General features: G+C 69.2%; 21 protein-coding genes and 2 pseudogenes. 13 read left to right on the top strand and 10 right to left on the bottom strand.

The window, feature by feature from the left end; all coding sequences use genetic code 11:
• Positions 1–89: 89 nt before the first annotated feature.
• Both ACFVHI_RS13050 and ACFVHI_RS13045 read right to left on the bottom strand, forming a co-directional pair.
• Positions 90–461 (bottom strand): fic family toxin-antitoxin system, toxin component, encoded by a 372-nt coding sequence (locus tag ACFVHI_RS13050; RefSeq protein WP_380338607.1) that lies wholly within the window; start codon positions 459–461, stop codon positions 90–92.
• On the bottom strand, positions 458–700 hold the full coding sequence (locus ACFVHI_RS13045; protein WP_063352545.1) for a plasmid mobilization protein: 243 nt from the start codon (positions 698–700) through the stop codon (positions 458–460). Before ACFVHI_RS13045 ends, ACFVHI_RS13050 begins: the two co-directional genes overlap by 4 nt.
• Before the next feature lie 994 nt (positions 701–1,694).
• On the opposite strand from ACFVHI_RS13045, the gene ACFVHI_RS13040 reads away from it, so the two are divergent.
• Genes ACFVHI_RS13040 through ACFVHI_RS13030 form a run of 3 tightly spaced genes read left to right on the top strand, consistent with a single transcriptional unit; the run spans position 1,695 to position 4,782 of the window.
• Positions 1,695–2,780, top strand: a complete 1,086-nt coding sequence (locus ACFVHI_RS13040) for a bifunctional DNA primase/polymerase (protein ID WP_244293829.1) — start codon at positions 1,695–1,697, stop codon at positions 2,778–2,780.
• Positions 2,777–4,381, top strand: a complete 1,605-nt coding sequence (locus tag ACFVHI_RS13035; protein ID WP_380338604.1) for a phage/plasmid primase, P4 family — start codon at positions 2,777–2,779, stop codon at positions 4,379–4,381. The genes ACFVHI_RS13040 and ACFVHI_RS13035 overlap by 4 nt, the downstream gene beginning before the upstream one ends.
• Entirely contained in the window at positions 4,378–4,782 is a 405-nt protein-coding gene (locus ACFVHI_RS13030) for a DUF6009 family protein (protein WP_063352543.1), read from the top strand. The genes ACFVHI_RS13035 and ACFVHI_RS13030 overlap by 4 nt, the downstream gene beginning before the upstream one ends.
• A 78-nt stretch (positions 4,783–4,860) precedes the next feature.
• On the opposite strand, the gene ACFVHI_RS13025 is transcribed toward ACFVHI_RS13030, so the two are convergent.
• Together ACFVHI_RS13025 and ACFVHI_RS13020 are read right to left on the bottom strand one after the other, a co-directional pair.
• Positions 4,861–5,394, bottom strand: coding sequence for a hypothetical protein (locus ACFVHI_RS13025; protein WP_380338601.1), 534 nt, complete (start codon positions 5,392–5,394; stop codon positions 4,861–4,863).
• 240 nt (positions 5,395–5,634) lie between these two features.
• Positions 5,635–7,140: a hypothetical protein gene (locus ACFVHI_RS13020; protein WP_380338598.1), complete on the bottom strand. Its 1,506-nt coding sequence runs from the start codon at positions 7,138–7,140 to the stop codon at positions 5,635–5,637.
• Positions 7,141–9,841: 2,701 nt separating this feature from the next.
• Between ACFVHI_RS13020 and ACFVHI_RS13015 the strand changes: the two genes are divergently transcribed.
• The 3 genes and pseudogenes from ACFVHI_RS13015 (at position 9,842) to ACFVHI_RS13005 (ending at position 12,852) form a co-directional block, all read left to right on the top strand.
• The gene (locus ACFVHI_RS13015) at positions 9,842–10,123 is read left to right on the top strand and encodes a hypothetical protein (protein ID WP_063352811.1); all 282 of its coding nucleotides are present in this window, start codon (positions 9,842–9,844) and stop codon (positions 10,121–10,123) included.
• Positions 10,124–10,884: 761 nt separating this feature from the next.
• Positions 10,885–11,141, top strand: a pseudogene (locus tag ACFVHI_RS13010) (IS5/IS1182 family transposase); the annotation flags it as partial.
• A 1,282-nt stretch (positions 11,142–12,423) separates the two neighbouring features.
• Complete coding sequence (locus ACFVHI_RS13005) at positions 12,424–12,852, top strand: hypothetical protein (RefSeq protein WP_380338595.1); 429 nt, start codon at positions 12,424–12,426, stop codon at positions 12,850–12,852.
• A gap of 321 nt (positions 12,853–13,173) precedes the next feature.
• On the opposite strand, the gene ACFVHI_RS13000 is transcribed toward ACFVHI_RS13005, so the two are convergent.
• Positions 13,174–14,466: an MFS transporter gene (locus ACFVHI_RS13000; protein WP_380338592.1), complete on the bottom strand. Its 1,293-nt coding sequence runs from the start codon at positions 14,464–14,466 to the stop codon at positions 13,174–13,176.
• Between the two features lie 79 nt (positions 14,467–14,545).
• Positions 14,546–15,139 (bottom strand): transcriptional regulator, encoded by a 594-nt coding sequence (locus tag ACFVHI_RS12995; protein WP_063352539.1) that lies wholly within the window; start codon positions 15,137–15,139, stop codon positions 14,546–14,548.
• Positions 15,140–15,684: 545 nt separating this feature from the next.
• Between ACFVHI_RS12995 and ACFVHI_RS12990 the strand changes: the two genes are divergently transcribed.
• Both ACFVHI_RS12990 and ACFVHI_RS12985 read left to right on the top strand, forming a co-directional pair.
• On the top strand, positions 15,685–16,104 hold the full coding sequence (locus ACFVHI_RS12990; RefSeq protein ID WP_380338589.1) for a hypothetical protein: 420 nt from the start codon (positions 15,685–15,687) through the stop codon (positions 16,102–16,104).
• Positions 16,105–16,119: 15 nt separating this feature from the next.
• Positions 16,120–16,539: pseudogene (locus tag ACFVHI_RS12985) on the top strand (M4 family metallopeptidase); the annotation flags it as partial.
• Between the two features lie 284 nt (positions 16,540–16,823).
• On the opposite strand, the gene ACFVHI_RS12980 reads toward ACFVHI_RS12985, so the two are convergent.
• Together ACFVHI_RS12980 and ACFVHI_RS12975 are read right to left on the bottom strand one after the other, a co-directional pair.
• Positions 16,824–17,219: a hypothetical protein gene (locus ACFVHI_RS12980; RefSeq protein WP_380338587.1), complete on the bottom strand. Its 396-nt coding sequence runs from the start codon at positions 17,217–17,219 to the stop codon at positions 16,824–16,826.
• A 131-nt stretch (positions 17,220–17,350) separates the two neighbouring features.
• Positions 17,351–17,962: a TetR/AcrR family transcriptional regulator gene (locus ACFVHI_RS12975; RefSeq protein WP_380338585.1), complete on the bottom strand. Its 612-nt coding sequence runs from the start codon at positions 17,960–17,962 to the stop codon at positions 17,351–17,353.
• Between the two features lie 224 nt (positions 17,963–18,186).
• Here ACFVHI_RS12975 and ACFVHI_RS12970 point away from each other — a divergent pair, with 224 nt between their 5' ends.
• The 3 genes from ACFVHI_RS12970 (at position 18,187) to ACFVHI_RS12960 (ending at position 21,609) form a co-directional block, all read left to right on the top strand.
• Positions 18,187–19,185 (top strand): alpha/beta fold hydrolase, encoded by a 999-nt coding sequence (locus ACFVHI_RS12970; RefSeq protein ID WP_380338582.1) that lies wholly within the window; start codon positions 18,187–18,189, stop codon positions 19,183–19,185.
• 499 nt (positions 19,186–19,684) lie between these two features.
• Positions 19,685–20,323, top strand: a complete 639-nt coding sequence (locus ACFVHI_RS12965; RefSeq protein WP_279634975.1) for a ParA family protein — start codon at positions 19,685–19,687, stop codon at positions 20,321–20,323.
• Positions 20,323–21,609 (top strand): ParB N-terminal domain-containing protein, encoded by a 1,287-nt coding sequence (locus tag ACFVHI_RS12960; RefSeq protein ID WP_380338577.1) that lies wholly within the window; start codon positions 20,323–20,325, stop codon positions 21,607–21,609. The genes ACFVHI_RS12965 and ACFVHI_RS12960 overlap by 1 nt, the downstream gene beginning before the upstream one ends.
• 115 nt (positions 21,610–21,724) lie before the next feature.
• Here ACFVHI_RS12960 and ACFVHI_RS12955 read toward each other — a convergent pair whose 3' ends face one another.
• Both ACFVHI_RS12955 and sigJ read right to left on the bottom strand, forming a co-directional pair.
• The gene (locus tag ACFVHI_RS12955) at positions 21,725–22,405 is read right to left on the bottom strand and encodes a hypothetical protein (protein WP_380338574.1); all 681 of its coding nucleotides are present in this window, start codon (positions 22,403–22,405) and stop codon (positions 21,725–21,727) included.
• Positions 22,406–22,557: 152 nt separating this feature from the next.
• A complete protein-coding gene (gene sigJ / locus ACFVHI_RS12950) occupies positions 22,558–23,559 on the bottom strand; it encodes an RNA polymerase sigma factor SigJ (RefSeq protein ID WP_380338572.1) in 1,002 nt (333 codons plus the stop codon).
• 168 nt (positions 23,560–23,727) lie between these two features.
• On the opposite strand from sigJ, the gene ACFVHI_RS12945 reads away from it, so the two are divergent.
• Both ACFVHI_RS12945 and ACFVHI_RS12940 read left to right on the top strand, forming a co-directional pair.
• Positions 23,728–24,135 carry a hypothetical protein gene (locus tag ACFVHI_RS12945; RefSeq protein WP_380338569.1) on the top strand — a complete coding sequence of 136 codons (408 nt, stop codon included), beginning with the start codon at positions 23,728–23,730 and terminating at the stop codon, positions 24,133–24,135.
• Positions 24,136–24,539: 404 nt separating this feature from the next.
• On the top strand, positions 24,540–24,764 hold the full coding sequence (locus ACFVHI_RS12940) for a hypothetical protein (RefSeq protein ID WP_063352531.1): 225 nt from the start codon (positions 24,540–24,542) through the stop codon (positions 24,762–24,764).
• Positions 24,765–24,845 lie beyond the last annotated feature (81 nt).

Below are 24,845 nucleotides of genomic sequence, written 5' to 3'. Positions count from 1 at the left end.
GACCGTCGTGCTCCGGAACCGCAGGACCGCAGGACCGTGCCGGGAGCCCGGCGCCTTCCAGATCCCGGCTGACCGGTCGTCGACCAGGGTCAGCGGTACCAGGTGCGGACGGCCGCCGCCGTCTCTCGGACGTCCGCGTCCCCCGTACGGATGCGGGCGGCCAGGTCGGCGGCCTGCTTGGGCTCCGCGGTGACGATGACGCCGGAGGCGCTGAGGTAGGAGGCGGCCACGACGGCGGCGAAGTGCTCGTTGGCGAACTCCAGGGCCGGGACGCGGATCAGCTGGTGCATGAGAGCGGCGGCCCGCTGGTGCACCTCGCCGTACACCGGCACGTCCATGACCTCGTCGAGATGACGGGCGACCGCTGCGGCGAGGGTGCCGTAGTCGGTGATGTCCGGATCGGCGGGCAGGAACTGGTGGGCGATGTCAAGCAGCCACGCCCGGTCTATGCGGAGGATCACGCGGCATCCGCTGCGGCGCCGCGAGTGCTCTGCGGGTAGGGCCCGAACTCGGCCTCGAAGGCCGGCGCCCACGTCGGCGCGAAGTGCGCCGCGGCTGTCAGGAACCGTTCGCGCCGCTCGTCCGCCTCCTCGGCCAACACCTTGCGCGCATAGTCCGTCAGGCTCAGCCCGGCTGCCTCCGCCCGCTGCTCCAGCGCCTCGTGCACGGCGTCGTCCAGTCGCACGTTCAGCTGCTTCATAACGGCGAATCGTAGTTCGGGGTACACCCCGCTACAAGCTTGAGAACGGCGTGTCGGGCAACACGGACCACCCCGGCGGGCTCCGGCACGTCCTGAGCGACCGACTCGGCCGTCGACCGACGGAGCCTCGGCCCGTTGCTTTCTCGACCAAGTCGGAGTCTCGGTCGCTTGGGTCGCTTCAGTAGCTGCCCTGCCCAGTCACGTCCTGGAGCTACGGGCTCTCCGCCGGCTCAGGCCTCCAGCGACTGACCCGGATCCGGTGCCACAAAAGGCCGTACGTACCGGGACAACAGGGCAACGACACTGTCCTCGGAGGGCAGCGGCGACCGAAGCGACTCAGCGACTCAGTGCTGGAAGTGTTCAGGCACTGATCGCTCCTGCGGACATAGTCCCAGGTCACAGCAGCGAAGCTGCTCTCCAGGCCCTGCGGCGGAGCTACTGAAGCGACCCAAGCGACCCAAGTTGGGGACTTGCACGAGAACCTGGTCCGGCGACACGCCGGGGGACAGTGCCCGAGAGACTCAGTCGCTTTCAGTCGCTGAGGTTCAGTCGCTGGGAAAAACCCCAGGTCAGGGCAGGTTCACCCACCCCTTCAGCGACCGAAGCGACTCAAGGTCAGGTATATGAAGACATTCCCCTGTGCGTGTGCGCGTTATAGACCCGGGCTACAGTCGCTTCAGTCGCTGTTTGCTGTTAAAACCGGCTTTGACCTGCGAAAATGCCGGAAGACCGAAACCAGCGACTGAACGGGGTCAGTCGCTGGCCCGGGTTTCGGTAGCTGAGTTTCGCCGCCGACTCCGGCAGTTCGCGTTCCCACGTCCTCGCTCGGATAGTCTGTGTGAGCTATCTTCTGGACTTCGGTCGCTTCAGTCGCTGATCCGGCGCCCACCAGTGCCCTGACCTGGCTATTTGCCCTCAGCGACTGAACGAGCGACTCAAGTCCGAGCAGCTACCAACCATGGGGAGAGGGACCAGCGTGACGGCGCCTAAGGCCGTGGGGAGCGACCGAGCGTTTCGCCAGCCGGATGCGCTGGCCGTCGCGCGCTGGTGCGCCGTCCAGGGTTGGCCCGTCCACCCGCTCGCACCAGGCCGCAAGACCCCGCCCGCCAACTGCCAGCCCTGCCAGGAGCCGGCTCACAGTCCCGCCGACTGCCCGTGCCCTGCGGCCGGTCGCTGGTGCCACGGCTTCCACGCGGCCACTCTCGACCAGGACATCCTCACCGCCTGGTGGCGTGTCAACCCGGACTTCGGTACCGGGGTCGCCTGTGGCCCGGCGGGTCTCGTCGTCATCGACGTCGACAGCCACCCCAGCACCGTCCCCGCCCGGGACCGGATCCTGCCCGGAATCCCGATCCACGAGAACGTCAACCTCGACGGCCTTGAGAACGGCTACCACACCCTTGCTCTGCTCGCGGCCCTGCGCCAGGCTCCTGACCCGGCGACCGACACGGAAACCCTGCGCGTGCGCACCCCCTCCGGTGGCCTGCACATCTGGTACCAGGAGGATGCCCCCCGCCGGTTCGCCTGCTCCACCGGCTCCTCCAACGGCCGGGCCCTGGCCTGGCAGGTCGACGTGCGCGCCCACGGCGGCTACATCGTCGCCCCCGGCACCGTGACCACCGCCGGTACCTACACCGCGCTCCCCGGGGCAAGGACCCCCGCGCCCCTGCCCCAGTGGCTCAGCGACGAACTCGTCCGCACCGGCCATCTCAAGGACCAGCCCAGCACCCAGCGCCCCGCCCAGCCGTCCGTCCCCGACCGTGGCCGCGCGGCCGTCGTCGCGGCAGGCGGCGGCAAGCGCGGGGCCGAGCGAGTCCTCGACACCGTCCTCCAGGACGTCACCGACTGTGCCACCACCCCCGAGGGGGCCGGTTTCACCGGCAAACTCAATCGCGCCGCCTACACGATGGGAGGCTTGGTCTCCGCCGGTCACCTGACCCACACCGCCGCCGAGCGGCTCCTGCTGGACGCGGCCCGCACGGCCCGCCCCAGCCAGGACAGGCAAAGCTCCGCCGTCATCCGCTCCGGCCTCGCCGCCGGCGCCCGACAGCCCCTGCACGTCGGGAAGGCACGCGGATGAACGACAGCACCCGCAAGAGGACGGTCTTCGATCCCGTGGCCACGGCCCAGCAGATCCTGGAGTACCCGCCGGTCCCCGGCCCAGCCTCCCCGCCCCCCTGGCACGGCACCCCCGTCCAGGAGAGCCTTCTCGACACCCCGTCCGCCGAACCCGCGCCGGCCCCCGAGCCTGTTCAGGAGACCAAGCAGGCCGCGGCCGGGCCGGAGGCGAGCGCGCACGGTCTCCTGCCCGACTCACTGTCCGACCGGGGCAACGCCAAGCTCTTCGTCCACCTCTACGGAGGCGACTACCGCCACGTCCCCGGCCTCGGCTGGTATCGCTGGGCGGCGCATCGCTGGCAGCTCGACGAGGACGACACCGTCCTGTGGGCAGCCGGCGAGATGGCCGAGAGCATCGCCACCCACGACCCCCGCGGCGTCTATACCAACACCGATCTGCGTCGGCACCGCCGCCGGGCCCTCTCCACCTCGGGCATGAATGCCATGCTCGCCCAGGCCAAGTCCGCCCCGGGCATGGTCCTCAACGCCGCCCTGCTGGACGCCGACGCCTACGCCCTGTGCACCCCCGGCGGCGTGGTCGACCTGCGCACCGGCGCCATCGTCCCGCCCGACCCGAAGGTCCACCACCACTCCCGCTCCACCACCCTGGCCCCCGCCCGGATGCGGACCCCGCGCTGGGACCGCTTCCTCACCGACACCTTCGGCGACGACAAGGAAGGCCGGCAGACCCGGGACTTCCTCCACCTGCTGCTCGGCTACTCGATCAGCGGCGACGTCGGTGCCCAGGTCATGCCGTTCCTCTACGGCCAGGGCAAGAACGGCAAGAGCGTCCTGCTGGACGTCATGATCCAGCTCCTCGGCGACTACGCGGACGCCGCCCCGCCCGGCTTCCTGATGGCCAAGACCTTCGACGGGCACCCCACCGACCTCGCCGAACTCCATGGCCGACGCATCATCGTCTGCTCCGAGCTCAAGCCCGGCGACCGCTTCGACGAGGCCCGGGTCAAGCTCCTCACCGGCGGCGACAAGATCAAGGCCCGCCGGATGCGCCAGGACTTCTTCTCCTTCGAACCGACCCACAAGCTCTGGCTGCTCGGCAACCACCGCCCCGAGGTCGGCACCGGCGGCTTCGCCTTCTGGCGCCGCATGCGCCTGATCCCGTTCGAACGGGTCGTCCCCGAGGAACGTAAGATCGACAACCTGGCCCACGTCCTCGTTGCCGAGGAGGGCCCCGGCATCCTCGCCTGGCTCATCGACGGCGCCCGCCGCTACTTCGCCGGCGAGAAGGACCTCGCCGGCCCCCAGCGCGTCCAGGTCGCCACCACCGCCTACGCCGAGACCGAGGACCACGTCGGCCGCTTCCTCAAGGAGGCCTGCATCACAGGCGAGGGCATGCGCGCCGAACAGTCCCAGCTCTTCGGCGCGTACACCCGCTGGTGCGGCTTCGAAGGCGCCAATCCCGTATCCGGTCGTGCGTTCGCTGCACGAGTTCGCGAGACACTGGGTATGACCTCCCCCAAGGAGATGGTCCTGTCCAACAGTCGCAAGTACTACCCGGGCATCGGCCTGATCACCGACGACACAGAGGAGCAGAACGCGTGAGCGCGCTGATCGACCCGGCCGAGCTCGCCCACGAAACCGATCTCGTCTGGCTTGAGGACACCACCGACCTCGACTACGTGCGCCAGTCCCTGGACCGTCTCACCACCCGCCGCGGCCGCCCCGCCTACCACCGCGACGGCCGCATGGTCGGCTACGCCATCCTCGGCCCCGACGCCAGATCCTCCCGGGCCTCCGGCACCTTCCGCCGCCGCGTCTTCTGGCTCCTCCCGCACGACCGCGACCAGGACCCCGAGGGCCTCTACTCCACCGGCGCCCCCTCCGAGGCCGTCGACCCGCGCACCGTCGCCCCCGGCGTCAAGGGGTACAAGACCGAGCGCTCCGAGGGCGGCCCGGCCTCGCCGGCGATGCTCGAACTGGGGATAACGCTTCCGAAGGCGTGACCGTATCGGCGTGGGTGCACTCGCACCCACGCCGTTTTGATCAGACGGCAGCTGCTGTTGCTCGTCCGGCTCCGGCGGTTACGGCTCGGCGTCCGGGCGGCGCTGCTCCTCGAAGAGGGCCGACTGCCCCGCCAGGAGGCTGTCCAGGAACCGGCCGTGCTGCGGGGGCGTGCGGTCCTGGGGCTCCAGGGCTGGGGTGAGGGCCTGAGGAACCTCGGTCTGCCGGCCTTCGGCCTGCGGCTTTTCGGCCTGCGGCGTTTGGATCCGTAGGGTTTCGCTCTGGAGGACTCGGGCCCGGAGGACTTGGGTCTGCGGGACCTCGACCTGGCGGACCCGGCCGGCGCCCAGGACACCGAGCGCCTCGGCGAGACAGGTCATCGCCTGACCAGTCTCGGCCTCCCTCTCCCCCGGCCTCTCCCCCGTGCTGGTTTCGTCCTCCACCTGGGCGCGGTCGCGCGGCGACGTATGTGACTTCGCGGCTCTCGCTGCCTTCGCACCGCCCCGGCCGGCCATCGCCGCCCCCGTGCGCGACGCGGCGGACTCCTTCCGAAGCCGGTCGACCTCCGTCTCCAGTGCCGCCAGGCGCATCCGCAGGTCGTCGAGCTCGCTCATGCTCCCCCTCGTTCAGGACCGTCCCCGGCCTCCCACGGCCGTTGACGTGCCGCTTCAGCCTAGCCGGGCGCCCCCGGGCCGCCGCCCCCGGCTATGGACTTGGCCATGGGCACGCCAGTTCGCTCGTCGCCCACGCGTTCGCCTAAGGCGACGGCACGTAGTTCGGACGCTGCCGCAATGCTGCTACTCCGCCTCATGAGCATCGGGAGCGGCCACTGAAACCTTGCGGCCGTCGGCGCCTCACCGGGTTGCGGCTCCGGGCAGTTCGCAGAGGTCGAGCAACTCGTGGAGGCGGTCAGCGGCCAGATTCGGATTGGCTGCGGCTCCTTCCGCGTGCTCCGGGTCGTTCAGCAGGGCCGAGACCAGGTCGAGGGGAAGGCGCGGATTGGCTGCCGCGGCTTGACGGACGCTGGGTTCGGGGTCGGCGAGCAGGTGGACGGGCGGCTGGGCCAGGCCAGCGTCGGAGGCGGCCAGAGCGCGGACGTCCGGGTCGTCGTGGTCGAGCAGGTGGTCCAGGCCGGTGCGGGGTAGACGGGGCAGCGTGAGCAGGTAGGGCCGCTGGCGCGGTGCGGCGATGAAGGCGTCGAGAACGAGTGCGGGCGGTGCCAGCGGGTGGTTGAAGGCCAACAGATGGCGCACGTCCGCGTCGGCGTCCTCGGCCAGACGGTGCACCAGCTCCGCCGACAGCAGGGGGCAGGTCGCGGCGACTCGGCGCAGCTGAGGATCCGCGGACGCGGCGCACGCCTCGTACCAGCTCGTCCCCGGCTCGACGAACATCTCGCCGACAGCACCGACGTTCTCGACGGCGTGGCCGAAGACCCGGTCGATGGCGGCGCGCTGCGGCCAGGTCCGCGGCAGTGGGTGCAGCTGGGCCCGGGCCCGTACGGCGCTGTCCGGGTCCTGGGCCAGTTCCGCCAGGAGTGGCGGGTCCAGGTCGGCTCTGGCGGCCACCTGCTTGCGCACGTCCGGATCGGGGTCGTGGGCGAGGCGGGCGACGATGTCGCCGGGCGTGTGGGGGTTGCGGGCAAGCGACCACAAGTCGCGCCGTTCGGCGAGGCACTGCTCGGCCACGGCGTGGGAGACGGCGTAGCTGATGAGCAGAAGATTCCGGGCGTGGCAGTCGCGTTCCGGCAGCTCCGCTTCCATCGCCGCCGGGTCCAGGATCCGGCGGTGGTCACGGGCGGCCTCCGCGACGGTGGGATCCGGGTCGGCCAGGAGCGCGTCGCGTTGGCCAGGAGTCAGCCACAGCCACAGGCCGGCGGCCTGGGCCCGAAGTACGGGGTTCGGGTGGGCGAGCATCCTGCGGTGGAACGATGCACGGATCTGCCCGGAGAACGCCAGCTCCTGCCGGATCTCGTCCGCGCTGAGCAACTGGTCCCGATGGTGTTCGTCGCGGGTGGTCAGCAGGATTTCCAGGACGTCGTCGGGCAACGGCTCGGCCCTGCTCAGGCGCGGACGCGGACCTGCGGTAAGGCTCGCGCGGACGAAGGCATCGGGGTCGTCGACCAGCCGGCCGCGCTGTTCGGGAGCAGCGTGCCGGTTGCGGGCGAAGGCGCGGCGGACCGTCTGCTCGGGGTGTGCGAGCACCGCCTCGACGACCTCTGGGGGAAGGGTACGTTCCTGGCAGAGGGCCATCCAGGCTGCCCGCCCCTGCGGGGCCAGTAGACGCAGCAGAACCTCGGACGGCGCAGCCCGGTTGGCCGCGACGCCTCGCAGCCACGGTTCCGCGAGAAGAGAGGAGGACATCGGGACATCGTGGCAGCGAGTACGGCACCGCGTCGACAGGTTCGCTGAACCTGACGGCCCACCGAACCGAAGCTGCCGACTTTGATCGACCATTTGCTGCCTCCTGAATTTTCCGCGGAAAATTCAGGAGGCAGTGAGCGGGTGGGGCTGACGTGTCATCTGGATCGGGCTGCCGCTCCCCCGCTGGCTCAGCTCTCCACCGCTGAATTTTCTGCGGAAAATTCTGCGCCTTCGGACTGGGCGCTGCGGAATCGGAGGCCCGCTGGCGGACCTTCGGTCGTGCTTCGGCCGCAGTGGATCAGGTCGACTGACACGGCCTGGGGCAGTCGTTCTCGACGGCGCGGGCGAGGCGGGGGCTCGTGGTGATGAGCATCCGGCGGGCCGTGCGGAGTGAGTCACGGGAAGCCGATCAATCCCCCGGGCCGTCCCGGTGTCCTCTCTGAGGCTCCGAATTTTCTGCGGAAAATTCCGAGATGCGGTTCAGCAGTCCGGGCTGTCGAAGCGGCCGGTTTGGCGGAGGAGGAAACGGGATGTCTATCTCGACCCGGATGGCGCGGTTCAGGACGGATGGTCGTCATCCTGGCAGCGCCCGCCGTCGTCGCCTACCAGAACCAGTGCGGTGGGCGCTCCTGCCCTCGGCGCGGGCCTGCGGGCAATCGCTGCGCAGTGAGTTCGGAGCAGGCGATTTTCCGCAGAAAATTCTCCATGTCCAGGGCAGCAGCCAAGGGGCAGAAGCTTCTGCCGCTTCTTGCCCCGGCGGCGGATGATGGGCAGAGCAGCTGTGTGTCCTGGGGGTCATCGGTCTGGTGGATTCGCGCGCTTTCTGCCGTTGGCACAGCACGGCGGACACGCGCCGTTGGAGTGGGGTCCGGACGGCGTGTGACGTCATCACGGGGAACCTGTCAGTCCCCCGGGTCGTCCCGGTGTTCTCTTTGAGACCCCCGAATTTTCTGCAGAAAATTTCGTGGTGTGGTTCAGCAGTCCGGCTGTCTGGTCCATGGCGGTCTGAAGGGAGCGGCACTCGGCTAGCTGGCGAACGACCCCGAGGGCGAGCCCGAGCAGACCGTGTCGGTCCTTTCCGACGGAGGGTCCCGGTATCGGCTTGCGGTTGTGGTGGGGCTCAGCTGTGTGTGAGGGAACTGTCGAGGCTGCCGGTTCGGTGGCGAGGAAACGGGATGTGTGTTCCGACCTGGACGGGCGCGGTTCAGGATGGATGGTCGTCATCCTGGCAGCGCCCGCCGTCGCGGCCTACCAGAGCCAGTGCGGTGGGCAATCGCCGGGCAGTGAGCTCGGAGTAGGCGATTTTCCGCAGAAAATTCTCCATGCTCAGGACAGTCGTGGGGCAGAAGCTTCTGCCGCTCCTTCCCCCGCCAGCGGATGATGGGCAGAGCAGCTGTGTGTCCTGGCTGTCATCGGTCTGGTGGATTCGCACGCTCTCTGCCGTTGGCACAGCACGGCGGACACACGCCGTTGGAGTGGGGTCCGGACGGCGTGTGACGTCATCACGGGGAGTCGATCAATCCCCCAGGCCGTCCCGGTGTCCTTTCTGAGGCCCCGAATTTTCTGCGGAAAATTTCGCGACGCGGTTCTGTAGTCCGGCTTCCTGGTCCACCGCGATCCGAAGAGAGCGGTACTCGGCCGGCTGGCGAACGACCCTGCGGGCGATCCCGGGCAGACCTGTCGGTTCTTTCTGGTGGAGCCGTACCATCGGCCTGCGGTCGTGATGGGCACTCAGCCACGTGTGGGGGAGTCGTTGAGGCGACTGATCCAGCCTGAAGTAGATGGCGCGTCTGTCTCGACCTGGACGGGTATGGCTCGGGATGGACGGTCGTCATTCTGCAGCGCCCGTCGGCGTCGTCTACCAGATGGCGCTTCTTCGCTTGGCGCTGGCAGGCAATCGTCGCGCAGCGAGCCTCGGAGGGCGCGTCGCGTCATCAGGGAGAACCCAGCAATTCCCCGGGCCACCCCAGCGCCCTACCTGAGGTCCGCCGAATTTTCTGCGGAAAATTTCGTAGCGCGGTCCACTGCAGTCCGAAGGGACTGGCACCCGGCCGGCTGGCGAACGATCCTGTGGGCTTGCTCGGCCGGACCGTGTGGGGCGGGCCTGCGAGTCGCATCATTGGCCTGCAGCTGTGACGGGGGCTCAGTCGTGTGTGGGGGAGCTGTTGAGGTGACTGATTCAGCATGGAGGAACAGCGCGTCTACCTCGGACTGGATGGGTGTGGCCCACGATGAATGTTCGTCATCGTGGCAGTGTCCATCGGCGTCGCCTACCAGAACCTGTGCGGTGAGCGCTCCTGCGCTTGGCATAAGCAGATGGGTAGTCGTCGCGCAGCGAGCTTTGGACGGCATGGCTGTGTCCGGGGCCAGGGGGTCGCGGCTCGGTGATTTTCCGCAGAAAATTCGGCGGCGGTCGGGCAGGGGCAGAGCCGCTGTTGGTCTTCGCCTCGGTAGCGGATGACTGGGTACGCGTCCTGCCACGGCCCGCGTCGACAGGCTCTACGACTCCGGCGAACCGGCCTACCTGTGCAGGCGCGGCATCCGTCGCACCATCCTGGAGAAGACCTACCAGATCCGTAGCCGAAAGAAGCTCGGCGGCGGCGACGGGGTACGACGAGTTGGCTGTCCGCTACGAGGCAACCGTGTTGATCGCCGCCATATCCGAGTAGCTGCGAAACGCCCCCGCTGCGATCATGTGGCGGTGAACGATGGACTGCCCGACGGCTGGACGATCGAGCGAGTGCGCTCCGCATCAGAGGATCCTGAAGCCGCCTTGCTCACCCTCGAACGACTGGTCGTGGTCGAGGAGCACGGCCGCGCGGACTATGTCTCACTCCGACCCGACGTCATCCTGTCCCTCCACGGCCTGTGCCTCGTGCGAGCGGACGACGACTGGTACATGGGCGAGCTCGACTCCGACGGCTCAGTCATCTGCTGGGTCGCCTACGGTCCGGACCTGGGCGAAGTCATCCAGGGGTTGTGACGTATCAGGCGATCGGCTTGATCACTTTCACAGCGTGCCTCAGTGGGGGAGAGGACCACCCCGACTTGCCGTGATAGGCGCTCCCCCGTAGGAGGCCGCAGGGGAGTCGAAGCCGTCGGCAATTCCTGTGTCGCGAGGGTGGGGGGCCGCTTGCTGGGAACCGGCACACAGCGCTCACGCCAATCGGAGCCCGATCTGTCTAGCAGTCAGCCGACGGATTTTCCGCAGAAAATTCGAGGGCTTCGATGGGGGAGCAGCATCAGCATCCGGACCAGCCGACTGGCAAGCGCACGCTCACGTGCTGCACAGCCACGACTCGGACCCGGGTTCGGGTTCGGGTTCCGGCTCATCAAGGGGCTTCCGTGCCGCCGATCCATGCCGTCCGGGCTGGCTCTTCCGAGCTTCTCCGTGAAGGCCGGCCATAGTTCTCGACGGACATCCATCGTGCCCACGGCAATGGCAACGAAAGAGGCTGGCAACGGACGATGCCGGGGACGGCCGATCCATGGGCCTTCGTCGAGGGACTCTGAATTTTCCGCGGAAAATCCGATGCGCCATCGGCCAAAGCGATGCTCTGGACATCCACGGCGGCGTCGAGTTCGCCACCTCTACGTCCGCCGTTTGACCTGCTCTACGGTGCCTCTGCCTTCACGATCGAACCAGCAGCTCGTATCCGACCGGACCGATGGTCCCGGAAGTGCTCACCGGGACAGGACCGCCACCTCCCGATCTCGACCGTACGGCTCATACCTCGGAGAGAACCCGGCCAGTGGGGCAGCGGGCCACAGCTGATGCCGGTCGTCGAACGCATTGGGGTCAAGGGCCCCGGCATGGTCATCCGCGCACACCCCCGACTGCCGCGGCAACTGTCGCTACCTGCGAAGGCGCCAGATTCAAGCACACCATTCCGGAGAAGCAGGATCAGCGGGCCAACCGTCGGCGACGAGGCAGCTGAGGAGATTGGCCGGGCTTCGACAAGGAGATGTACAAGCGCCGGAACGAGGTCGAGCGCACGGTCAAATCGGCTCGGTGTCCTAGATCCGCCTGTGGCCCAGGTCGAGGGTCGGTTCGATTTCAGGACGTGGGCCCGTTCGGTCAGGCCCGTCGCGATGTCGTCCCAACCCGGGCAGTGCAGCCACAGGGCTCTGCGTTGCCTTCCGCATCAGTGCCGGCTCGCCCGGCCGTGGCAGAGGTATGAGCCGGTACGCCAGACTCCGTATTTGCACCGGCAGGCAGCTCCGTCAGCTGGGTGCGGGCACAGCTCCCGCAGCATGGCGAGGATTGCATTCGCGTCGGCGAAGGCCAGCTCCCCGGCGAAGTAGTGCTCGTCATCGCCGTAGCCACTGAAGCGATGCCTCGTGACGGGCTTTCCGACGGCGGCGGCAGCCGTGGCCAGCCTGGCGATGGCGCCGACGGCCGGTATCTCGGTGCTGCCACGAACCCTGGCCTACCGTGAGGCGGAGGACCGGAGGGGAAGGGCAGAGGGTGAAGGTCCAACTTGCCGCGCTGCCGCGGCGAGCTGCGGTACGCCTGAGGTCGAGCTGGCCGGCCAGGAGACGGCGGAGCCGGGGGCAGGCTTCCGGCGGAAGGAGAAGCGAGCGCGATGTTCGGCACCCGTCCGGCGTGGGTGTGAGAGCGAGTGGCCTCTTCGAGGCCTCGGAAGCCGACTCCTCAGCGGTCAGAGGCGATTTTCATGCCGTAGGCCACTTCACGTTCAAGGGCCTGAACACAAAAGACATCAGAAGACCCCTAATAAACAAATCCCGATACAGCGCTGTTCTCGGACGACGTGGTGCTAGGTATGTCGACCCGTAGCCTTCCGGTAGCGCCCGAGCCCTTCGATATTTAGTTCGCACACACAAGAGAGGAGGCGGTCGTCCGGATGAGTGGTGCGGACGCGGTGGCCGAGGTGAGCCACGTCGACGGTCGAGACTTCGCGACGTGTCAGGTGATCGACCCGACGAGTCCGGATGTGGGGGAGAGGGCAGGACGCGGCCTGGGGGAGTGGCGGAGCGTCGTCCACCAGAGCCGGACGCCTCGCGCGGACGGGAGCCCGGTGCGCGGGGATGACTCCCGTCGTCGTGGTGTCACGGGACTCTGTGAGTCGGTGACCGAGTCCTGGAACCTCATCGACGCTTGGCTGGCGAAGAACGTACCGGCCAGCCTGCCGAGCTTCGTTCGCCCGCATCGCCCGAAGCCGTCGGGCGCACCGAGGAGCGGCACGAGCTCGGGATCCCCGCTGATCTGCGCGCGTCGCTGCTATGCCATGACGGAGACGACGCCTACATCGCTGTCCTTCCGTGCGGCCCCTGTACTCCACGGAGGGGATCGTCGAGATCCGCACCATGCGGATGAGGATCTGGGGCACCGATGATCCGGACCAGCGGGACGACCCGTGGTGGGGAGCGCCGTGGGTCCCGTTCGCCGGCCGCGACGGCGACGAGCACTTCATCGACGTCGGGCCCGGCCTGTGGCACAACCACCTCGGAAGGGCCGCCCACGACGACTCCGCCCACTTCACCGGCTGGCCGAGCCTTGCCACCTGGCTCCATGCCGTCACCCAGGCGATGCTGCACCACGACGACCGCGACCACGTCGAACCAGTCAGGTCGCCAATTCGCTTTTGTGTCAGGGTAGTTGAACGTAGATCTCGCCGAATGAACGGAACTCGGTTGAACGACAAGCCCTTTGTGAGAGTCCCGCTCGGGCGTCGGGAACCCAACAACTGAACTGGGCGGGCCGGTCTTCGGTGTTGCCCACTACCTGGTTGAAGAGCCCGCGATGCGGTGTGTCATCACATCCCGCACGAGGCCCGCCGTGAAAGCCAGTTGCAGGTGTCTGGTCATCGGACGCGACATGACCGTGGCGAGTGCGGTGCCGGACACCGGCCGAACTCCGCTGCCTACACGAGAAGTTCGGAGCCTGTCGGCTGGAAGTCGCCTACGAATGGCTCCCGATAGCGGAGGCCTTCGCGAAGCCGTCCACGGTGCCCGGAGGGCAGTGCCGTCAGTGGCGCCGCAGGTGACGTGAGTGGGTCGCTGCCCGGCCGGTCACACCTGGTGCCGTCGGGGCAGTTCGGCGTGCCTGACCGGGGCGGAGGCCAGGGCGAGGGCCGCGCCCAGGCCGGCGACGGCGCCACAGCCGAGGAACACCGGTGCGGCGCCCCAGGTGCCGATGGCGGCGCCGACCAGCGGGTAACACAGGGGCGCGAGACCGACCATGGTGAGCATGACGACGGAGGTGACCCGGCCGAGATAGGCGGGGTCCGCGGCGGCCTGGATGAGGGCGTTGTCCAGGGCGCCGGAGACGCCCAGGCTCAAGCCGACAACTGCGGCCAGCACCGCGGCGGTCCACAAGGTCGGGACCAGTGCCATGGCGGCCGCTCCCGTGCAGCCCACGAGCAGTGTCGCGGCCAACACGAGGCCCGCGCGCGGCAGCCACCCGACGACGGCGAGCAGCGCGGCGCTGACCGCCGCTCCGGCGCCGAAGGAACCGACGATCCACCCGTAGCCGGAAGGCCCCCAGCCGCGTTCGGCGTTGAGCAGCACCATGCCGACGTTGAGGGTGCCGGTGAGGCCGAGTTCGCAGACGGCTCCGGCGGCGACGAGCGGGCCGATGAGGCGGTGGCGGCGGATGTAGCGCAGCCCGTCGAGGAGATCGGTGCGCGCGCTGCCGGGTTGCGGAGCGTCCTCGCCGCGTGTTCCGAGGGGACGTATTCGTACCGTCAGCAGAAGCGGCAGGGAGAGGGCGAAGAGCAGGCCGGCGGTGGCGAAGGCGGCGGCCGCACCGCCGAGGCCCATGGCGAGGCCGCCGATCGGCGGGCCCGCGATCTGGCCGAGGCGCATCGACAGGGACCGCAGACCGGTGACGCGGGCAAGCTGGTCGGGGCCGGTGATCCGCGGCGGGAGGGCCCCGACGGCGGGGATGAACAGCGCGTCCACGGCGCCGAAGACGAGCGCCACCGCGACCAGGACCCACAGGACCGGCGCGGTCAGCGAGATGCCGGCGGCCACCGCGAGGATGAGCAGGCAGCGCAGGGCGTCGCTGCCGAGGATCACCCGACGGGGGTCGGTCCGGTCGGCCAGCACGCCCCCGCCGAGCATGAGCAGCGCCCGCGGGAGCGCCCCGGCGGCCATGACGAGGCCCACCTCGGTCGGGCCGCCTGCCTTCTGGGCGGACCAGCCGAGGGCGACGAAGTACACGCTGTCGCCGACGAGCGAGGCGGTGTACGCGGCGAGCCAGCGCAGCATGTTGCCGTCACGGAAGGCCGGGATGCCGACGCGTTCGGGCGGGGCCGTTTCGGGCGGGGCCGTCTCGGGTGGTGCTGTCTCCGCGGTGGCCATGATGGGCTCCAGCAGGTCGGGACACATCCGTGTCAGGTGCGGGACGGGAAGAGGCGGAAGGGGCACAGAGGAGGAGGCGTCAGGGGCGGAAGGGGAAGCCGTAGAGGTGCACGGACACGTGCTCGCGGTCCTCGGTGTCGCCGGCTGCCTTGGCGGCCTTGCCGCGCTCCCGCCAGCGTCGCCCCAGCGCCACGAGTTCGCCGTTAAGCTCGGCGAGTTCGGCCGGCGTCAGGTCGAGCATCCACTCGGAGCTGAACGCAGAGTCCGTCCACACCTTGCCCCAGGCGGCGCCCTGGTCCAGGTAGGCGCGGTACTGGGAGGCCCGGGTCTCGACGATGCCGCGGGTGACCGCGCCGACTGCGGCGGCTCCCTCGGGCGTGCCCGCGAAGTTCGAGTCCTGAAAACCCCAGCCCTCCTCGGAAGCCACCTGCCACCACCGTTCGCGGCCGTCCGCACTGCGGCCGCTCGCCGCGGTCACGAAACCGTGTTCGGCCAGCTTGCGCAGGTGGTAGCTGACCAGCGACGGGGCCGCGTCGACCTGTTCGGCGAGCTGGGAGGCGGTCGCGGTGCCTGCGGCGTACAGCAGCCGGTAGAGCTGCATCCGTAGCGGGTTCGTGAACGCCTTCAAGCGGGACAGGTCGGTGATCTGGTCGGGCTCGCGCTCGGGTTGCATGTCCCGACCGTAGGTCTGAAGGGAAAATTGCGCAATAAAGTTTTCAGATCTTCGGAGGAGCGATTCCCCAGAGGGGTGATGCCGCCACCGCGTGGCCCGCTTCGGCGGTCGCCAGCCGACCACCCCGTCGGCGCGCGCAGTTCGGCGATCTCACAGTGGAAGCGCCGCGCGACCTGGACTCGGCCGCTCTCGCTCCGGCCGGCGCCGACGGCGGGGCGGGGGTGGGTGCCGGGCAACGGCCTGGTCCAGATCGTGCTGCTGGCATCGGCGGTGACGTCCGGGCGTTGGTGCCTGACGCTGTCGGAGATCTCGGAAATCAAGTGTCGGGGCATGATCCGATCGGCCTGATGACAGAGCGTCTCCCCCAGCGCGGGATCTGTCCGTCCGGCGGGACCTCCGGGTGGGATCGCCGAGCCTGTCGCTCAGGGGCAGTTAGCCCCAGCATCTGTCACGAATACTCAGGAAACGGCTCGGAACTGCTGAAAGCGCCGCAGCCGGGATGGCCGGTGATCATACTGGATTGCATGGATGCATAAGACACGCCCGTGCCCCGCCGTGAGATCTACGACGCCAGGAACAAAGAGAGCCTCCCGGGCGCCCTGGTGCGCTCCGAGGGCGAGGCTGCGAGCAAGGACGAACTGGTCAACAGCGTCTACGACGCGCTCGGCACCACCTTCGACTTCTTCCTCACCGCGTACGGCAGGAACTCCCTCGACGGCGAGGGCGGCCCACTTCGGGCGACCGTCCACTACGGTGACAAGTTCGCCAACGTGTTCTGGAAGGGCGGGCGGCTGGTTCTCGGCGACGGCGACGGCGAGTTCGTCCAGCTGCGTCCACGCGACCTCCTCGACGTCGTCGCGCCCAGCGTGAGCGGGCAGATCCTGAACCCGCAGCTCATGTACTTCGGTCAGTCGGGGGCGCTCTCCGAGTCCATCAGCGACGTCTTCGCCTCCCTCGTCAAGTAGTACTCGCTCGGCCAGAGCGCCGACCGGGCCAACTGGCTCCTCGGCGCCGGAATGCTCTCCCCTGGTCTCAAGGCCAAGGCGCTGCGCTCGCTGGCCGCACCCGGCACCGCCTACGACGATCCCCGGCTGGGCAAGGACCCCCAGCAGGCCCACATGGGCGGCTACATCGAGACCCAGCAGGACAACGGTGGGGTGCACATCAACTCGGGCATCCCCAACCACGCCTTCTACCTCACGGCCACCGCCATCGGCGGAAACGCCTGGGAGAAGGCCGGCCGGATCTGGTACGACGCCGCGACCGGCGGCAAGCTCGCCGCCGACGCCACGTTCGCCGACTTCGCCAAACTGACCGCGACCATCGCCGAGGACCTCTACGGCACTGGGACCGAACTGGACGCCGTCAACAACGCCTGGAAGTCGGTCGGCGTCCTCTGACCCCTTCCTCACTAACAGGTCGTCCGGCGGGGCCCACAGCACAGGGCCCCGCTGGCCGAACGCGCAGAGCCGTTCGGTGCCCTCCGTCGCGCCGCTGAGTTTTCCTCGGCCGGGGTCCCCCCGGTGGCTTCGAGGACGATCAAGTCAGCCCGCAGGGTGGGTGGCGGGGCGCCAGGACCACGGCCCTTGGACGCCCTGCCAGTTGAGGAGGTCCTGCAAGGCCATCGGCTGCGGCCCGGGCACAGGTGCCGGTGCGGTTGGGGGAGTGGCCGGGGATGGGCCGGTCAGGCCAGCCAGCGCAGCACGGTCCAGGGGCCGGCGGGCAACGGGGAGAAGACGAGCGTGGGTACCAGGAGCAGTCCGGCACTCACCCACCAGTAACGCCGGCCCCGTAGGCCGGTCAGGCTGCGGAGCCCGAGGTTGACCAGCCACCACAGCAGGCCGAAGACCGTCCAGACGACGACGCCGGCCACCACCCACACCATCGGGCCGTCGTTCTCGGTGGGTTCGCGATGCCCGAGCCCGAGCCAGACCAGGGGGTAGTTGAGGAAGAACACCAGCGTGAACATCAGCGGGACCATGGCGGCGAACCCCAGCGTGACGTTGACCAGCACCGGGGCCGCCCACGCCGCCCACAACGCCCGCCTCGTCCGGGCCTCAGGCGCTGCGCAGGGGTGCATGATGCTTCTCCAATGCCCGGTAGAGCTCGGTCAGTTCGACGCCGTGTTTGCCGCGCGGCCGGGCCCGTGACCGGGCCGTCGTAGCGTCGGGAAGTCGATGGTGGGGGTGTTGCATTCGTCCTGCGCGCTGGTCAGCCGCGGGCGAGGTCCTCGGGCGCCGACCGGGCGAGGGTGTCGGCCACCGTCGTGCAGGCGAGCCGGGCCACGGAGCGCAGTTCGGCGTCGGGGGTGCCTGCCCGGCTCAGTACGGCCAGCGACTGGTTGACGGCGACGACGAATACGGCGAGCTCGTCGAGCGTCCGGGGGTCGGCCGAGGAGTCCGCCAGTGCTGTGCGCACCCGTTGGCGCTGCGCGTCGAGCAGACGGCGCACCTGCGCGTTGTTCTCCTCCTTCAGCGTCGGCGACTGTGCGGCGGACTGGGCGATGAGGCACCCCGCAGGGACCGACGGGTCGGCGATGCGGTCCAGGACGACGCCGAGGAACGCCTCGACCGCGCGCACCGGATCACCGGGGTGCGCCGCGAGCGCCTGCTCGTACTGCGTGCCGTAGATGGACGCGTAGCGGTCGAGGCACTGGCCGAAGAGGGCGTCCTTGTTGCCGAAGGCGCCGTAGAGGGAGCCGCGGCCCAGGCCGGTGGCCGAACCGAGGGCATCGAGTGAGGCGTCGGCGTACCCGCGCTGCCAGAACACCTGCATGGCCTGGTCCAGTGCCGCGCTGATATCGAACTGCTTCCGGCCGGACACGGCGTGCACCTCTCCTGCTTCTCTGCTGTCCCACGTCTGTGGCGAGCCTACCCGCATCTTGGACCGATCGGTCAGTTCATCTTTGACTGATCAGTCCAAGATGGCTAGCGTGCAGGCAGGCGGTTCCCGGACCCGAAGGCCTGCCGGCGGCCGGCCGCCAGTCGAACCGGGCGGTTCCCGCCGTCTCGGCGAACCCGTCAACCCTGTGCCTCCGAAGGATGATCATGAGTCTGTCGCCGACCCGCCCGCCCACGCCTGAAGGCCGCGGTTCCGTCTCCCGGGTGCCGAACCTCCCGGCCGGCTTCACCGACACCTTCACCAGCCGCTACGTCGACACCGGCGAACTGCGCCTGCACGCCGTCACCGGCGGCGAAGGGCCTGCGCTGCTGCTGGTCGCCGGCTGGCCCCAGACGTGGTACGCCTGGCGCCTCCTGATGCCGGCGCTGGCACAGGACTTCCAGGTCGTCGCGGTCGACCCGCGCGGCGTCGGACTGTCCGACAAACCCCTGGGCGGGTACGACACCGGCACGCTCGCCCGCGACCTGGTGGCGCTGATGGACGCGCTCGGGCACCGGCGGTTCGCCCTGGTCGGCCACGACGTCGGGATGTGGACCGGTTACGCCCTGGCCGCAGACCACCCCGACCGGCTCAACCGCCTGGCCGTCGCCGAGGCCGCGATCCCGGGGTTGTCCCCCGCGCCGCCCCTCCTCGGCAGCCGGGAAGTCAACGACCGCCTCTGGCACTTCGCCTTCAACCGCCTCGCCGACGTCAACGAAAAGTTGGTCAGCGGGCGCGAACACCTCTACTTCGGCCACCAGTTCGCCACGAAGTCCGCGAAGGCACTGCCCGACTACGCCGTCCAGCACTACATCGACACCCTCGCCGCCGACCCGGCAGCCCTGCGGGCCAGCTTCGAGTTCTACCGCGCACTCGACACGACCATCGCTCAGAACCAGGAGCGCAGGACTCGACGGCTGGCCCTGCCCGTTCTGGCGATCGGAGGAGCGGAGAACCTGGGCGCCTCCGTCAGCGAGACGATGGAGCTCGCCGCCGACGACGTGCAGGGCCTCGTCCTCCCCGACTGCGGCCACTACCCGGCCGAGGAGGCCCCACAGGCGATGCTGGCCGCCCTGACCGCGTTCCTGGCCCCGTACCGGGACGGGGAGACCGCAGAGGGCGCCCCCACGGCCCGCGTCGGCCCCACCACCCCGGTCTGTGACTGACCCCCGTGCTGGCGGGGGAGGGGCTTCTTTCTGGCCTGCGCGGAGCAGTGATGCCTTTGCCGTTTCTTGATCAGGGCTCACGCTGCCGGATATAGCGAACTATGGTGATCTGTTGAACTGTCAGGAAACGGCAGGGAGGTGTTCCATGCACCAGGGCTGCGTGTGGGCGCACGGCTGTTCGGGGCGGCCGGTGAAGGCGAATGCTTCCCGGTAGCGGTGCCGTCCCTATGCCGCTGCCCGTGCGTCATGCCCTCTCGCGATGGCGGGATTCGGGGCCGGGTCGTCGGGGATATCCGGGGGTTCTCGGAAATCAGGGGCTCAGAGAAACGGACATTGTGCTTCATGACACGCGGGTCGTGTCGGCATCAGGCCTGATCATCTGGAATGCTGTTCCAGTCCGCCGTCACCGGCTTTGATCGGCGGGCATCCGCAGTACCGGGCAAGCGGCCCGGGAAGCCCACGGAGAGAACGGAACATCATGAAGCCATCTGTACTTGTCGTGTCCACTGACCCTCAGGGATCGGCCGTCGTCTGGGCGGAGCGGGTGGGGGACAACCTGCCCTTCGATTTCATGGCGGCGCACGACCAGGCCGATCAGCTGCTCCACCTCAAGAACACCGGTGCCAAGGTCCACGTCATCGCCAACCAGAAGGGCGGCGTCGGCAAGACCACGACCACGGTGAACCTCGCGGCGTGCACCTTCGACGTCCTCGGCGAGAAGGACGAGTACGAGCACATCTTCATCGACACGCCGGGCACCCTGGCCGATGAGGAGATCCTGCGCAGTGCTCTGGAGATAGCGGATGACGTCCTGGTCCCGATGATCACCGAGCCGTTGTGCTTCGACCCGACGGCGCGGACGATCCAGAAGGTCATCGAGCCGATGGACATCCCCTTCCGGGTCGTCATCAACAACTGGGACCCCCGGGACGGCCGCGCCGACCTGGAGGACACCGAGGCGTACATCGCCGCGAAGGGGTGGCCGCGGGCCAAGACGGTCCTGCGGCGTTACAAGATCCACTCCCGGGCGGTGGCCGAGGGAACGGTCGTCACCCAGTACAAGGAGAGCGGCACCGCCTACCGGGCCCGCGAGGACTTCTTCCGGCTGTCCCTCGAGCTCGGATACGGGGGTCGCTGATGGCCGGCCGTCGTGTTTCCTTCGCCTCGATGGCGGCCGACCCGGTCGTCGACGCCCCCGGGGTGGTCAGCAACCAGGAGACTCCGGCCCGGTGGGTCCCCACGGGGCCGGACTCTCCGGCCCGGTGGGTTCCCACCGCCAACTGCCTCCCCAACCCGCGCAACCCGCGCGACGACCTGGGTGACCTGTCGGACCTGGCGAGCATCAAGGACCGCCAGCTGCAGAGCTGCCTCGCCGTCACCCCGGACGCGTACCTCCGGCTCTGGCCGGAGGACGAGGGCCTGCTCGCTGCGGGCCCGCAGGACGTGGTCATCGTCAACGGCAACCGGCGCCGGGCCGCTGCCGCGCTGTACGGGCGCGAGCAGCTGCTCGTCGTCGTCGACGACTCGGTGGCGGACTCCAAGGCGACCCTGCTGCGTGCGGCGCTCGACGAGAACATGGCGCGCAAGGACTTCGACCCGATCGAGGAGGCCAACGCGGTCCTGCTCATCGTGGCGCAGTACGCCACCGCCAAGGAGGCCGCCGAGGCGGAGGGCTGGTCGCAGAGCTGGATCTCGCACCGCAAGAACCTGCTCAAGCTCCACCCCGAGCTGCAGCGGCAGGTGCGGGCCAAGGCGCGGGGCGAGGAGGGCGTCTCCATCAACGTCGCCCGCCGTCTGGGATCGGTCAAGGGCATCGAGGCGATGTCCCTGGCCGAGCAGACGGAGCAGCTGGAGCAGCTGCTCCAGGCCGACGCCGACGCCGTCGCGGCCAAGCGGGCGGCGAAGCTGGGGGCCCGGGCGGCGGCGGCTCAGGCCTCCGCGGACGGGGCGACTCCTCAGCCCGCGCCGCAGCGACCCGTCGCATCCGCGAGTGGGCCTGCGGAGAGCGCGACCGCGACCGCGGCTGTGAGCGCGGCTGCGTCCACGGCCACGGTCACGCCGTCGCCGGTGGATCCGTCGCCAGCGGAACCGTCGGCCTCGGCTACCCGGTCGAAGCCCGCCAGTTCCGGCGCGGGTGAGAGCTCTGCTTCGGCTCCGGGCACCGAGCCTGCTTCGAGCACGGAGTCCGCTCCGAGCGCCGAGCGATTTTCCGCGGAAAATTCCGAGCCTCTCCCGATGCCGGAACAGCGAGCCGAGGCCTCCCCGGCCGAGCAGTCGTCGGCCACGCCGTCCGCGGAACTCGGTGATGTCGACTGGCACGACGTCGAGGAACTCGCCGACGCCATCTGCCGCACCCTCTCGGCCGACGAGGCCTACCGCCTCGCCGACGCCCTGGCCAACCGTCTGCTGACGACCAACAGCTGACGCGTCCTCCGGTGCCCGCCCCGTCGTTCGCACGGGGCGGGCACCGGATCGGCTTCCCCCGCCGGTGCCTGCGGGAGGGAGGCGTGGGCTTCTTCGGCCGTCCGAACGGTGCCGCTCACAGTCCGGCTTCGTACGTCCCGGGCGGCACGGGCGTCCTGTCGTACGGGAGATAACACCTCATGCGGTACGACAGCAGGTGCTGTACGAGGTCGCTCGCCAGGAACGGCTCTTCCCACTCCCACTGGGCACCGCCGCGGCAGGCGGTGCAGGCGGCGTCCCGGTGGCTGCGGCACACCGCGCGGCGGGCGACGTGCTGGGTGCGCATCTGGAGTCGCCCGGACAGCCAGATCTCCGTATGGGCTCTCGCCTTCTGCGGCTTGCAGCGCAGCAGAACGCAGACCTCTTCGACGCTGAGCACCCGCAGAGCAACGCCCAGGCGGGCGTGCTGGCTGACCTGTGAGGTCGCCAGGCCGGGCAGGAGTTGCTCGGTCAGGCTCGGCTCAAGCCTCTTGATGAGCTGGTAGCTCGCTCTCTTGCTGTCCTCCCCTGCGGGGAGATCGTGGATCAGCCAGATGAGCGGGCTGTGCACCACGCTGGTCGCCTTCCGGTTCGCCCGCAGGAGGCGCGCGGCGTCCTTGAAGTCCTGGCAGGACTTCTCATCCTCAAGGCGCTCCAGGAGGTTGCGACGTGCCTCGGCGTACTTTCCGAACGGCCGGTGTCCGTAGTCGACGACCTTGATCTTCGTCTCGGGAGCCGTCAACAGCTTGGCTGCTATCCAGGCCCACTCCGTCAGCATGGGACCGACCATAGCCCACCCCGGTGCTCCCGGAGGAGGCCTCGTTGCGGACTCGGGTGGTGACGGAGAGCGGTTCCGGCCGCCCGAAAGTTCGCGTGGGGAAGGTGATTTGACGCTGCGTCGACTGAGGTGCCCTGCCGCGGTGTGTCGGGTCAGGTCTGTTCGCTCCCGGTCCATGCGCGGAGCTTTTCCGGGTTGCGGACGGCCCAGACGCGGGTGACGTGATCGCCGCTGGTCTCGAACGCGGCGACGGTCACGGTGACGCCGGAGTGCTGGGCGACCAGGCCGGGGCGGCCGTTGACCGTCCGTTCCAGGAGCGTCAGGCCGGGGGCTTTGCCGGCGATGTGGATCAGGTACTGGGCGATGCTCCTGCCGCCTTCGAGCGGGCGCAGGACAGCGCCGACCAGGCCGCCGCCGTCGGCGGTCATCGTGGCGTCGGGGTCGAGGAGGGCGATAAGGGCCTCGATGTCCTTGGACTCCCAGGCGTCCTTGAAGTGCCGTACCAGAACGGCCTGGGCGGCCGGTGAAGCCTGCACGGCCGCCGGAGCCGGTAGAGCCGGTGGAGCTGCCGGAGGCCGTGCGGCGCGGATGCGGCGACGGCCCGAGGATGCCAGCTGCCGGCACGCCGCGGGCGTCCGGTCGACGATCTCGGCGACCTCGGCGAAGGGGTAGCGGAAGACGTCGTGCAGGACGAACGCGACGCGTTCGGCCGGCGTCATCGACTCCAGTACGACGAGGAAGGCCATGCTCACCGACTCGTCCAAGGTGATCCGATCGGCGGGGTCGGCCGGCTCGGACCTGCCGGTGCCCGCCAGCCCGCCGATCCACTCCGAAGGGTCGGGCAGCGGTTCGGGTATCCAGGCACCGACGTAGCGTTCGCGCCGGACCCGCGCCGAGCCGAGCACGTCCAGGCAGACGCGACTGGCCACCGTCGTCAGCCATGCGCCGGGTGACGCGACGGCCGCCTGCTGCTCCCGCGACATCGCGTACCAGCGGGTGTAGGTCTCCTGTACGGCGTCCTCGGCCTCGGACAGCGAACCGAGGAGCCGGTAGGCGAGATTGATGAGCTGGCGCCGCTCGCCGACGATCGTGCTCAGGTCCGGCTCGCGGTCCGGCTCGGACCGGTCGTGCGCTGACTCGGATGGGGTGCTCATGGTCGCTCCCTGGTTCTTCGTCGTCCGCTTCTGCTCTCGCCCCTTCGACGAAACCCGGCGCCGGACTGTGAGGTCGGCGCCGCACCTCACGTTTCACGGGCCTGCGTCGTCGGACTGCCGAGACCCTACCGATCCGCCGCCGCGAGGCAGAAGAGACGGGACCACATCATGGCCGTACAGACGACGACAGCACCGGGCGGAATCACGTTCCTGCGCGTCGCGATCGCCGTGCAGACCTTGGCGATCCTCTTCCAGGCGGTCACCGCCGGACTGCTGTTGTCCTCGGCCCACGGCGAGGTGCTGCACAGCGTCGGAGCGCGCGTGATGTACGGCGCGTCGATGTTGTACGTGCTCGCCGCGATCCTGGCATGGCGGCCGGGCGGCGGGTCTCCCCGCCCCATCCTGTACGCGCCGTGCTTCCTCGCACTCGCCTCGGTGCAGGTGGTCCTCGGCGTCGCGCACAAGCCGGCGTTCCACATCCCCCTGGGCGTCCTGATGTTCAGCCTGAGCGTGCTGGCGTTGCGACAGGCGTTGCCCGGCGCCTCTGGTGCCGACCCGCTGCGACGCACCCCGTGACGCCCGCCGAGTTTCGAGGGCCCTATCCGGCCGTTCTCGCCCACGAGCCATACCTCGCAGCGTCGCGCCCGCCATGCCGTGCCGGTCGACGGGCAGATCCCCGAGCCGTACCGTCAGCGACCCGCTGCCGCCACGACTGGATGATCGGCCGTAGCTGAATGGCTACTACCTGAGGTGAATGATTGCTCGGGAGCAATGATTCATCCTGAAATCGGCAAGTTGGGTGGCGGCTCGTCACGCACGGTTTCTTGGGGGATTCTTGACCGGGAAGTCGAAGCGTGCGCCCGTCGAGTTGGACAATCCGGAAAAGTCATCAAATTTTCACATTTTGCACAATCGATGCTTGTGCATTGCGGAGGTGAGGATGACGATGGACCGAGGGGGACTTCGAAAGAAGGTTGATCATGTCATTCCTCGGACAGTTCCAGTCCTTCGGGCGGTTCCGTGACGACTGGGGCGGCGGTGGTCGCGGTGGCGACTACGGCGGCGACTTCGGTGGCGACGGTGGCGGCTACGGCGGCTACGGCGGCTACGACGACTTCGGCGGCGACTTCGGTGGCGACCGTGGCGGCTACGGCGGCTACGGAGGCGACCGCGGCGGCTACGGAGGCTACGGAGGCCGGTGGTAAGGATCGCTTCCCTGTGAGAGCGGGCCGGGCACGTGTGCCCGGCTTTGCCGTGTCGGCCGGGAGCGACCCCATGCGGCCCCG

This window comes from Kitasatospora sp. NPDC127121 (assembly GCF_042677305.1).
Lineage (GTDB): Bacteria > Actinomycetota > Actinomycetes > Streptomycetales > Streptomycetaceae > Kitasatospora.
This window is presented reverse-complemented; position numbering and strand designations above follow the sequence as displayed.

What these genes read in the sequence shown, in the direction of transcription:
- ACFVHI_RS12940 (WP_063352531.1), top strand. Translation starts at nt 24,540, where the DNA reads ATGTCATTCCTCGGACAGTTCCAGTCCTTCGGGCGGTTCCGTGACGAC.
- ACFVHI_RS12960 (WP_380338577.1), top strand. Translation starts at nt 20,323, where the DNA reads ATGGCCGGCCGTCGTGTTTCCTTCGCCTCGATGGCGGCCGACCCGGTC.
- sigJ (WP_380338572.1), bottom strand. Translation starts at nt 23,559, where the DNA reads ATGAGCACCCCATCCGAGTCAGCGCACGACCGGTCCGAGCCGGACCGC.
- ACFVHI_RS12955 (WP_380338574.1), bottom strand. Translation starts at nt 22,405, where the DNA reads ATGCTGACGGAGTGGGCCTGGATAGCAGCCAAGCTGTTGACGGCTCCC.
- ACFVHI_RS13000 (WP_380338592.1), bottom strand. Translation starts at nt 14,466, where the DNA reads ATGGCCACCGCGGAGACAGCACCACCCGAGACGGCCCCGCCCGAAACG.
- ACFVHI_RS13035 (WP_380338604.1), top strand. Translation starts at nt 2,777, where the DNA reads ATGAACGACAGCACCCGCAAGAGGACGGTCTTCGATCCCGTGGCCACG.
- ACFVHI_RS12995 (WP_063352539.1), bottom strand. Translation starts at nt 15,139, where the DNA reads ATGCAACCCGAGCGCGAGCCCGACCAGATCACCGACCTGTCCCGCTTG.
- ACFVHI_RS12945 (WP_380338569.1), top strand. Translation starts at nt 23,728, where the DNA reads ATGGCCGTACAGACGACGACAGCACCGGGCGGAATCACGTTCCTGCGC.
- ACFVHI_RS13020 (WP_380338598.1), bottom strand. Translation starts at nt 7,140, where the DNA reads ATGTCCTCCTCTCTTCTCGCGGAACCGTGGCTGCGAGGCGTCGCGGCC.
- ACFVHI_RS13025 (WP_380338601.1), bottom strand. Translation starts at nt 5,394, where the DNA reads ATGAGCGAGCTCGACGACCTGCGGATGCGCCTGGCGGCACTGGAGACG.
- ACFVHI_RS12970 (WP_380338582.1), top strand. Translation starts at nt 18,187, where the DNA reads ATGAGTCTGTCGCCGACCCGCCCGCCCACGCCTGAAGGCCGCGGTTCC.
- ACFVHI_RS12980 (WP_380338587.1), bottom strand. Translation starts at nt 17,219, where the DNA reads ATGCACCCCTGCGCAGCGCCTGAGGCCCGGACGAGGCGGGCGTTGTGG.
- ACFVHI_RS13045 (WP_063352545.1), bottom strand. Translation starts at nt 700, where the DNA reads ATGAAGCAGCTGAACGTGCGACTGGACGACGCCGTGCACGAGGCGCTG.